The organism is Polaromonas sp. UBA4122, from assembly GCA_002381615.1.
Taxonomy (GTDB): Bacteria; Pseudomonadota; Gammaproteobacteria; order Burkholderiales; family Burkholderiaceae_C; genus Polaromonas.
Genome location: DFWY01000008.1, coordinates 1 through 8,198 on the forward strand (window position 1 = coordinate 1; position 8,198 = coordinate 8,198).

Sequence of the window (8,198 nt, forward strand, 5' to 3'; positions counted from 1 at the left end):
TGCGCTCGCGATGACGAATCGGGTCCATGGATCGCCACGCTGCGCTCGCGATGACGAAGGGACTCATCACGGCGTTGTCTGGCACAACAATCACAAGATGGCTTTCAAGTCCTTGAGCAACAAGAACAGGTGGAATGGGTCTGTCTCGCTGGGTTCAAATTCCCAGTTCAGATACCACCGACGGGCAGCGTCATCCTTGGCGTGGACAAGCAGTGCACGGATGCCTGCAATGTCTGCCGCCTGGGCGCAACGCAATAGGGCATCCCTGAGCAACGCACGTCCGAGCCCCACGCCCTGATGTTTCAGGTCAACCGCCAATCTGGCCAGGATCATGACGGGCACTGGGTGGCGTGCCATGCCTTTGAGAACTCTGGGCGCAGCATTTTCTGGCTCAACGCTGCCGACAGCGAGGCTGTAAAAACCAACAACAGCCCCCTCGTGACAGCTCACATAGGTCTGCGCGCTGTTGGCCTGCTGGTTGGTCAGTGCAAAGCGCTGCAAGAACTGGTTGAGCGCCGGTTGTCCGGAGTCGAAAACTTCGACGTTGTCGCTGGCGGCAAGCTTGCGGACCGAATCGTAAGACTTCGAACTCACCCAAGCAGCCCCGGCTCACTAAGCAACTTCTTGAGCTTGGGCTTGGGCTTGACGGGGCGCTCCAGCGCCGCTTGAAAAGCGTCCCACTTATCCGGGGTCAGATTAAAGCGCAGCCGGTCGGCGAGCGTCTGGTTGGCGGCAACAATCCCGGCATCGAGCAAAAACTCACTGACGTTCTTGTGAGCAGCGCGAGCGGCTTCCTGAAGCAGCAGCTTCACAGGGGTACTGGCGCGCACATCAATGCGCTCGGATTTTGACTGAATAGCAACGGGCATAGGAACCTCCTTTTTTAAGGCTTTCATCATAACGTCCGGACATCGTCATGACAATTATTATGTGTATTGGTCGAATTTTTCGACTCTTGCCCGAATGGCCGAAATCTGTATAGAGTCGAATCCGGATGGCTATAAATAAGTGCCAAATGTTCATCTATCCCATATGGGTCGGGCGCAGGCAGCTATTAAATTGATAGTTATTTCAGGCCGCTCTCCGTCATTGCGAGCGCAGCGCGGCAATCCAGGGCCTCCGCCTGTTCGACGATGGATCGCCACGCTGCGCTCGCGATGACGAATCGGGGCCATGGATCGCCACGCTGCGCTCGCAATGACGGCCATTCCTCGTCATCGCGAGGCCGCAGGCCGTGGCGATCCATGCTATTTATTCAATAGCTACTTACGCAGGTGCAGCGGGGGCTAGAGGGCTAAAAGGCTTAATTTATGGTTAGACTTGCAATCAAAGTGCGGCACACAAGCTCGCTGAAACCCTCAAGTTGATCGCCACGCCTTAAAATTTGCCTATGCGCCTATCTAGTGAACAAGTTGCAGCCATTCGCAGGGATGTATCCCTGATTGCGGGAGATGCAGCGCGGGTTTGGCTGTTTGGTTCACGGGTACATGATGACGCGCGTGGCGGCGACATCGACCTGTTACTCGAACTGAATGTGCCTGTAGCAGAGCCCGCCCAACTCTCCGCACAGCTTGCCGCCCGTGTGTCAAGGTCCATATACGGCCGAAAGGTCGATGTGTTGGTCCAGGCGCCCAACCTGCTGCGTTTACCCATCCACGCCATAGCGCTTGCAGAAGGAATCAGGCTTTGAAAATTTCAACATCTCTGGCAGCGCGCCTTGAATTTTTGTCACGCGTAACGACAAAGGAATGCCAACACCTGTTGGACACGGATCGTCGCTTGTTTGCAAACCTTTTTACGATCGAAGAGGCCCAAAAAGTCGAAGCAGACCCCATTCTGGCTGAGCGTTTGGACGCGTTCGTTAGCCGCTTTGGCCGTCTGCAAGACACCGTGGGCGACAAACTACTACCGGCCCTATTGAGTGCTTTGGCTGAAACGCCCGGTCCAGCGATTGACAATTTGGATAAAGCAGAGAAGTTTCGGTTCATCGAGTCTGCCGATGGGTGGATGGAAATGCGCAGACTCAGGAACCAGATGGTGCACGAGTACATAGAGGATTTGGCTGTGCTCTCCAGCGCCTTGCGCAATGGCCATGCATTTGTACCAACCCTTGTGGCTGCGGCCCGCCGGTGTGTGGTCGAAGTTGAGCGGCTGCTCAGTGCGACATCCAATGGTCAATTAGGGTCAGATTCCAATTAACTTAAAGCTATTTAGCCGCTAGTCCCAGGCAGACAAGCGTGAGGGCCATTGAATAAGTAGCAATGACTGCCACGCCCTACAGCCTTGCGGTGAGGGGAGTTTGGCTGAAAGCCCGCCGAGACCTTCGAGTCCGGCATCCGCAAAACCGTGCAGTGGTACCTGGCCAACCCGGAGTGGGTGGCGAATGTGCCGAGTGGCGCTTATCGAGAGTGGGTGCAGGCGCAGTACTCAGTGGCTTGAAAGTAGCAACTAAATCTTCAAAAACAGGGAAGAGAACATGACACAACGCAAAGCCATCATCCTGGCCGGGGGCTCGGGCACCCGGCTCTACCCGCGACAATGGCCTTGAAAAAATTACATAAGTGTACTAACATTAGCGTATGCAAATTTGATTTGAGTGGGACAGCACCAAAGCAGCCAGCAATTTGCGTAAGCACGGTGTTTCCTTCGAGGACGCAATCGTCGCGTTCGCAGACCCATTTGCCTTGATGACGCAAGATCGAATCGAAGGACTGGAGCAGCGCTGGCAAACGTTGGGAATGATTGGTGGCTACCTGGTGTTATTGGTGGCGCACACCGTTGGCGAGGATGACGACGGCATCGAGATCATCCGCATCATTTCGGCGCGAGCCGCAGACCGTAAGGAGCGAAAACGCTATGAAAACCAAGATCGTTAAACGAGATATTGATTTGCAAAATCTGCCGCCGTTGACTGATGAGCAACGTGCCAGGCTTAGCCTGTTGGCAAAAATTCCAGACAGCGAGATTGACTATAGTGACATCCCGCCATTGGGGGATGCGTTCTGGAAGAGCGCCATTCGCAATCCCTTCTACAAGCCCACCAAACAAGCCACTACAGTGCGTATTGATGCCGATGTACTGCTGTGGCTGAAGTCCACCGGGAAGGGCTACCAGACCCGTATCAATGCGATTTTGCGCGATGCAATGATGCGTAAGCATGGGTTGCCATAGATTCCGGTTGCCATCGACTCGCGCAAGCTTGACAACGAGCTGGGCTGGACGCCCGCCGAGACCTTCGAGTCCGGCATCCGCAAGACCGTGCAGTGGTACCTGGCCAACCCGGAGTGGGTGGCGAATGTGCAAAGCGGGGCGTATCGGGAGTGGGTGCAGACGCAGTATGCAGGCGGTGAGACGCCTGTGGTCAACAAATCCGCTGAATAGAAACATATATGTTACTATTTACCCCATGATTTACCAAGTCAAAGAACTGCTACTGCCGGATGGCAAAAGCCCCTACGCCGACTGGTTTGGTACGCTGGATGCAATGGTTGCGGCCAAGGTCAGCGTGGGGGGAGCAAGAAGCGGCAGCAGAAAGACATTGATCAGGCAGTTGCCTTGTGGGAAGACTACAAGCGGCGCAAGTCGCAAATACTGAAAGGAATGTGATATGGCACTGACCCGAGATTTCAAGGATACCGTTGTTGCGCGTGTGCAAAACGATCCGGCTTTTGCACAAGCAATGCTGGATGAGGCTGTGACGCTATTTTTTGATGGCGAACCCGATACGGCCAAATTGATCCTGCGCGATTTGGTGAATGCCACTGTCGGCTTCGAGTCTTTGGCGCAAGACATTCACAAGCCAGCCAAGAGTCTGCACCGGATGCTGTCGAAGTCAGGCAATCCGACGATGAGCAACATCTCGGCAATCTTTGCAGCCATCAAGCACGCACTCAAGGTGGAAATTCGCACAACCGTGGTCATGGCCTGACTTTCGGAGTTTGGCTTTGCGCCTGCGCGGGAATGGCTATGTGGCGCTGAAACCCCTGGTGCTGGGCGACAATATTTTTTATGGTCACGATTTGGTCAAGCAGCTGGCCAGCGCCAGCGCCCGCCCCAGTGGTGCCAGTGTGTTTGCCTACCATGTGCATGACCCGGAGCGCTATGGCGTGGTGGCGTTTGACGACCAGCAGCGCGCCATCAGCATCGAAGAAAAGCCCCAGCAGCCCAAGAGCCATTAACGCCGTCACCGGCCTGTATTTTTACGACAGCCAGGTGTGCGACATTGCCGCCGACATTCAGCCCTCAGCCCGTGGCGAGCTGGAAATCACCGATGTGAACCGGCGCTACCTGGAGCTGGGCCAATTGAATGTGGAGATCATGGGCCGCGGCTACGCCTGGCTGGACACCGGCACCCACGACAGCCTGCTGGACGCCGCCATTGCCGTCATTGCGAGGAGCGCAGCGACGCGGCAACCCACTCGTCATTGAGCGCCAAGGCCTGCAGGTCTGTTGCCCGGAAGAGATTGCCTTTGGCCAGAAGTGGATTGACGCCGCGCAGATTCAAAAACTGGCGGCGCCCTTGGCGAAGAATGGCTACGGGCAGTATTTGCTTGGCCTGATCAAATAAACCACCGACTACTGGTACCCCGAGTTTGAACGCAGCCAGCTCTGGAATGACCCGGCCGTGGGCGTGCAATGCGACTGCTGCCCATGGCCGATGGCACCAGCTACCAAACATAGGCATAATATATATTTGCCACATACAAATGGAGTTTTTTATGCCACAGCTTCACTGCTATGTTCCTGATGTCATCGCCCGGCAACTACAACAGCACGCTGCACAGTTAGGTCAGAGTGTGTCGGCCTACTTGGCTGAGCTGGTCAAGCGGGATGTCAATGCGGGTTGGCCAGAGGGCTATGAGGCGGCATTGTTCGGCCCGCAGGTCGAGCGTTCGCCTTTGAGCGTTGAGTCGGCCGGACTGGCACCAGAGCGGATCGAGCTTCAATGAAATATCTGCTTGACAGCAACACTTGCATCCAGTTTCTCAATGACAGTCATGCAGGTGTTCGGCAGCAATTCTTTAAGCATCTTCCGTCTGATTTGGCCTTGTGCAGCATCGTCAAGGCAGAGTTAATTTACGGGGCCTACCGCAGCGCGCGCGTACCCGCTAACCTGCAACGGCTGCAGACTTTTTTCGAGCCTTTGCACAGTTTGCCGTTTGACGATGCCTGTGTGCAGACCTATGGTCAGTTGCGGGCGGTGCTCGCCGCCAAAGGTGCGGCTATTGGCGCCAACGATATGTTGATCGCTGCCATCGGGCTCACGCACCGGCTGACGGTGGTGACGCACAACACCCGTGAATTTGGTCGTATTGATGGGCTGAAACTGCAAGACTGGGAAGAATGAGCACACAAAGGAGCTTCCGTCATTGCGAGCCACCCATTCCCGTCACTGCGAGGCGCCCACTCCCGTCATTGCGAAGTGCCCGTTCCCGTCATTGCGAGCGCAGCGCGGCAATCCATGGCCTCCGCCTTAACCACGATGGATCGCCACGGCCTGCGGCCTCGCGATGACGAATATGTCCCGTCATTGCGAACTCTTCAACCCTTCGACTGGCTCAGGACAGGCTAAGCTCAGGACAGGCTGGAAATTTTGGTGATTGCAAGCCCTTGCGCGATGGCGTGCAGGACAAGGCTATCAGGCAAGCCTTGGCGTATCTGGCCGACTTGCACATTGCAGCCCATGCCCGAAGTGAAGGGCTGACGCTTGTGTCCAACAACCTGCGCGAGTTCGAAAGCGTGGAGGCGCTGCAAAACACGAAGTGATAAAAAAAGGGCGCAGATCATGCACCCTTTTTTTACTGGATGTCCGCAATTTTTTAGCGGACTTCCGGAATGCTACTGGCTTACTGCACGCGGCGTTCAATCGTAATGTTCTCGACTTCCACCCGGCGATTCGGCTCCAGGCATTTGATCAGTGCGGGGCGCTTTTTATCGGTACAGACCACCACCGGATTGGCCTCGCCCTTGCCTTGCGCTTTCAGGCGATTCGCATCAATTCCCTTGCTGGTCAGGTAATTTTTCACAGAGAGAGCACGGCGCTCTGACAACTTCTGGTTGTATTTTGCGGACCCGATGCGATCGGTGTAGCCGGTAATGACGACGTCGTTTATCTCACTACTGCTGCCCAGGGCGTTCGCAATTTCATCCAGCTTCGGTTGCGGCATCCGCAATTCGGCGCTGTCAAAGGCAAACAGTTCAGTGGCCGACAAGGTAGATTTTTCGAAGCGCGGAGCCGGAGCCGGCGGTGGTGGTGGCGGAGGCGCCGCAACGACGATTTCAGGAACAGGCACCAGTGCCGGCGCAGCCACGTACGGGGCGGGCGCCTGCGTTTTCCCGCCGAAGTGGTAGTTCACGCCGACCGACATGACCCAGTCACCCAGCCTCTTCGGCCCGGCCTTGTTGGCGTGCGTTTGATATCGGGCATCAGCACGAAAGTCAACGTTCTCGCTTAGCTGCCGGGTAAAACCCAGGCCTGCTTTTGCCAGCAGGTTGTCGTTATGGTTGGTATCTGAGTAACCTTCCCGTACGAAGCCTAAGCCAAATGTGGCGTAAGGCGCGAAATCAGGGTTGCGGTTAAAAAAGTACAGGGCATCGACGCTAAGACTGCCTTGTTCATCATTTTTACCGTCGAATTGCATGTATTGGCCGCCGGCTTCCACATTCCACCTGTCGTCCAGAACTTTACCAAGCACCAATCCTGTGCCCCAACCGTGGTTTTTGACCCGGCTGTCGTCGTTGATGGAGTAACTCACAGTAGGCGCGATATACCAATCGGTATTAACGGCCTGTGCCAAGGCGGCTGTTCCGGTAAGACCAAGAATAACTGCAGCAGCAAGGGGTGCGATTTTCATAGAGACTTTCAAAATTAATTACAAAACGCCTCAGCGTGAAGTGCTGCTTACCCAGCCAAACAGTTCATCCTGAACAGGCCCGTTCCCCGTCAGTAAGTTCATAGTCACCGCGCTAAGTAACTCAGAGTAACAAACGTTCCTTCTGCCCCGGGTAGGACAGCACGCCGCATCAATGCAAGACGGGAGAGGATAGTTGGGAATCATTGGAGTTAGATTCCAATTAATTCGTGCCCCCAATAACTCCACGCCTTATCCACGATGGATCGCCACGGCCTTTGGCCTCGCGATGACGCGAGCTGGGCTGGAAGCCCGCCGAAACCTTCGAGAGCGGCATTCGCAAGACAGTCCAGTGGTATCTGGCCAACCCTGAATGGGTGGCGAATGTGCAAAGCGGTGCATACCGCGACTGGGTGCAGACGCAGTATGCAGGGCAGGAAGCCGCGATGACGACTCAATAGACCGGCACCCGCGTTTATTGGCTATGAGACAAACAACTAGAAATCAGTTAAATTCTGACTATTAAGGTCATAATTTAGGAATATATATGCGAACTTGGCAAATGCAAACAGCAAAGGCGCGATTTTCTGACTTGGTCAGAAGCGCCAAACAAGACGGCCCACAAGACATCACGGTGCATGGCAGATCTGTGGCCGTGGTGGTATCACGCGAGATGTTTGACCGGCTCAGCGGCAACTCGAAGTCTTTGGTGGAATTCATGCAACAGTCACCCTTGTATGGTTGCGATGACATTGTTTTCGAACGTGATCAAAGCCTGCCTCGGGAGATCGAGCTTTGAGCTATCTCATTGATACCAATGTGCTCTCAGAACTGCGGCGTAAGCAGCCTGATGCCAATGTGGTCGCATGGTTTGATCGCTGTCCAGCGCAGTCACTTTTTTTGAGCGTCTTGACTTTGGGTGAGATTCGCAAAGGTATCGTGCGTCTTGACGACCACAAGCGCCGTCAGTCCTTGATTGACTGGCTCAATGTTGAATTGCCTACGTTTTTTCTTGGACGATTGCTGAACGTTGATGCACAGGTTGCTGACCGTTGGGGACGTTTACAAGGCGATGCTGGTCGCCCTTTACCGGCCATTGATGGCCTGCTCGCTGCCACCGCACTTCAACACGACTTGACCTTGGTGACACGCAACATCAAGGATTTCGCTGGTTTGAACCTGGAGATCATCAACCCCTGGAACGTCTAAAGACGTGTTTAAGCTATGGTTCCGAAACGGTGCCGTCACGCTGCATATGCAGGGCGGGAAGCCGTCTGAATCGCCTCCAGCCCAGACGCGCAGATCGGTGTCGAAAAGTTGGGTTGACTGATACTACTTTGCATTCAA

13 protein-coding genes and 6 pseudogenes are annotated in these 8,198 nt (G+C 54.9%); 16 read left to right on the forward strand and 3 right to left on the reverse strand.

The features are described 5' to 3' along the window. Nucleotides 1-90 precede the first annotated feature (90 nt). Together B3F77_RS01180 and B3F77_RS01185 are read right to left on the reverse strand one after the other, a co-directional pair. The gene (locus B3F77_RS01180) at nucleotides 91-594 is read right to left on the reverse strand and encodes a GNAT family N-acetyltransferase (RefSeq protein WP_293603187.1); all 504 of its coding nucleotides are present in this window, start codon (nucleotides 592-594) and stop codon (nucleotides 91-93) included. Then, a complete protein-coding gene (locus B3F77_RS01185; RefSeq protein WP_293603188.1) occupies nucleotides 591-896 on the reverse strand; it encodes a DUF1778 domain-containing protein in 306 nt (101 codons plus the stop codon). Before B3F77_RS01185 ends, B3F77_RS01180 begins: the two co-directional genes overlap by 4 nt. A 494-nt stretch (nucleotides 897-1,390) precedes the next feature. On the opposite strand from B3F77_RS01185, the gene B3F77_RS01190 reads away from it, so the two are divergent. The 13 genes and pseudogenes from B3F77_RS01190 (at nucleotide 1,391) to B3F77_RS01240 (ending at nucleotide 5,766) form a co-directional block, all read left to right on the forward strand. Continuing rightward, on the forward strand, nucleotides 1,391-1,690 hold the full coding sequence (locus tag B3F77_RS01190; protein WP_293603189.1) for a nucleotidyltransferase domain-containing protein: 300 nt from the start codon (nucleotides 1,391-1,393) through the stop codon (nucleotides 1,688-1,690). Further along, the gene (locus B3F77_RS01195; protein WP_293603190.1) at nucleotides 1,687-2,199 is read left to right on the forward strand and encodes a hypothetical protein; all 513 of its coding nucleotides are present in this window, start codon (nucleotides 1,687-1,689) and stop codon (nucleotides 2,197-2,199) included. The genes B3F77_RS01190 and B3F77_RS01195 overlap by 4 nt, the downstream gene beginning before the upstream one ends. Before the next feature lie 108 nt (nucleotides 2,200-2,307). Continuing rightward, nucleotides 2,308-2,439, forward strand: a pseudogene (locus B3F77_RS01200) (dTDP-glucose 4,6-dehydratase); the annotation flags it as partial. A 37-nt stretch (nucleotides 2,440-2,476) separates the two neighbouring features. Continuing rightward, a complete protein-coding gene (locus B3F77_RS20850; RefSeq protein ID WP_414702933.1) occupies nucleotides 2,477-2,548 on the forward strand; it encodes a sugar phosphate nucleotidyltransferase in 72 nt (23 codons plus the stop codon). 61 nt (nucleotides 2,549-2,609) lie between these two features. Continuing rightward, nucleotides 2,610-2,876: pseudogene (locus tag B3F77_RS01205) on the forward strand (BrnT family toxin); the annotation flags it as partial. After that, a complete protein-coding gene (locus B3F77_RS01210; RefSeq protein ID WP_293603191.1) occupies nucleotides 2,857-3,171 on the forward strand; it encodes a BrnA antitoxin family protein in 315 nt (104 codons plus the stop codon). The pseudogene B3F77_RS01205 and the gene B3F77_RS01210, both read left to right, overlap by 20 nt. 9 nt (nucleotides 3,172-3,180) lie before the next feature. Next, a pseudogene (locus B3F77_RS01215) lies at nucleotides 3,181-3,381 on the forward strand (hypothetical protein); the annotation flags it as partial. A gap of 226 nt (nucleotides 3,382-3,607) precedes the next feature. Then, on the forward strand, nucleotides 3,608-3,928 hold the full coding sequence (locus B3F77_RS01220; protein WP_293603192.1) for a DNA-binding protein: 321 nt from the start codon (nucleotides 3,608-3,610) through the stop codon (nucleotides 3,926-3,928). Between the two features lie 28 nt (nucleotides 3,929-3,956). After that, nucleotides 3,957-4,567 (forward strand): annotated as a pseudogene (locus B3F77_RS01225) (sugar phosphate nucleotidyltransferase); the annotation flags it as partial. Then, nucleotides 4,568-4,747, forward strand: a pseudogene (locus tag B3F77_RS20855) (hypothetical protein); the annotation flags it as partial. Then, nucleotides 4,719-4,949 carry a hypothetical protein gene (locus tag B3F77_RS01230; protein ID WP_293603193.1) on the forward strand — a complete coding sequence of 77 codons (231 nt, stop codon included), beginning with the start codon at nucleotides 4,719-4,721 and terminating at the stop codon, nucleotides 4,947-4,949. The pseudogene B3F77_RS20855 and the gene B3F77_RS01230, both read left to right, overlap by 29 nt. Beyond that, the gene (locus B3F77_RS01235; RefSeq protein ID WP_293603194.1) at nucleotides 4,946-5,347 is read left to right on the forward strand and encodes a type II toxin-antitoxin system VapC family toxin; all 402 of its coding nucleotides are present in this window, start codon (nucleotides 4,946-4,948) and stop codon (nucleotides 5,345-5,347) included. The genes B3F77_RS01230 and B3F77_RS01235 overlap by 4 nt, the downstream gene beginning before the upstream one ends. A 263-nt stretch (nucleotides 5,348-5,610) precedes the next feature. Further along, nucleotides 5,611-5,766 carry a hypothetical protein gene (locus B3F77_RS01240; protein WP_293603195.1) on the forward strand — a complete coding sequence of 52 codons (156 nt, stop codon included), beginning with the start codon at nucleotides 5,611-5,613 and terminating at the stop codon, nucleotides 5,764-5,766. A gap of 80 nt (nucleotides 5,767-5,846) precedes the next feature. Here B3F77_RS01240 and B3F77_RS01245 read toward each other — a convergent pair whose 3' ends face one another. After that, nucleotides 5,847-6,854, reverse strand: coding sequence for an OmpA family protein (locus B3F77_RS01245; protein WP_293603196.1), 1,008 nt, complete (start codon nucleotides 6,852-6,854; stop codon nucleotides 5,847-5,849). Between the two features lie 290 nt (nucleotides 6,855-7,144). On the opposite strand from B3F77_RS01245, the pseudogene B3F77_RS01250 reads away from it, so the two are divergent. The 3 genes and pseudogenes from B3F77_RS01250 to B3F77_RS01260 form a co-directional block, all read left to right on the forward strand. After that, nucleotides 7,145-7,312: pseudogene (locus B3F77_RS01250) on the forward strand (dTDP-glucose 4,6-dehydratase); the annotation flags it as partial. Between the two features lie 86 nt (nucleotides 7,313-7,398). Next, nucleotides 7,399-7,650 carry a type II toxin-antitoxin system Phd/YefM family antitoxin gene (locus B3F77_RS01255; protein WP_293603197.1) on the forward strand — a complete coding sequence of 84 codons (252 nt, stop codon included), beginning with the start codon at nucleotides 7,399-7,401 and terminating at the stop codon, nucleotides 7,648-7,650. Next, entirely contained in the window at nucleotides 7,647-8,060 is a 414-nt protein-coding gene (locus B3F77_RS01260) for a type II toxin-antitoxin system VapC family toxin (RefSeq protein ID WP_293603198.1), read from the forward strand. Before B3F77_RS01255 ends, B3F77_RS01260 begins: the two co-directional genes overlap by 4 nt. The last annotated feature ends 138 nt before the right edge of the window (nucleotides 8,061-8,198 follow it).

Excerpts from the sequence above, each read along its gene's own strand:
- B3F77_RS01185 (WP_293603188.1), bottom strand. The coding sequence starts at position 896 with ATGAAAGCCTTAAAAAAGGAGGTTCCTATGCCCGTTGCTATTCAGTCA.
- B3F77_RS01190 (WP_293603189.1), top strand. The coding sequence starts at position 1,391 with ATGCGCCTATCTAGTGAACAAGTTGCAGCCATTCGCAGGGATGTATCC.
- B3F77_RS01210 (WP_293603191.1), top strand. The coding sequence starts at position 2,857 with ATGAAAACCAAGATCGTTAAACGAGATATTGATTTGCAAAATCTGCCG.
- B3F77_RS01220 (WP_293603192.1), top strand. The coding sequence starts at position 3,608 with ATGGCACTGACCCGAGATTTCAAGGATACCGTTGTTGCGCGTGTGCAA.
- B3F77_RS01230 (WP_293603193.1), top strand. The coding sequence starts at position 4,719 with ATGCCACAGCTTCACTGCTATGTTCCTGATGTCATCGCCCGGCAACTA.
- B3F77_RS01235 (WP_293603194.1), top strand. The coding sequence starts at position 4,946 with ATGAAATATCTGCTTGACAGCAACACTTGCATCCAGTTTCTCAATGAC.
- B3F77_RS01245 (WP_293603196.1), bottom strand. The coding sequence starts at position 6,854 with ATGAAAATCGCACCCCTTGCTGCTGCAGTTATTCTTGGTCTTACCGGA.
- B3F77_RS01255 (WP_293603197.1), top strand. The coding sequence starts at position 7,399 with ATGCGAACTTGGCAAATGCAAACAGCAAAGGCGCGATTTTCTGACTTG.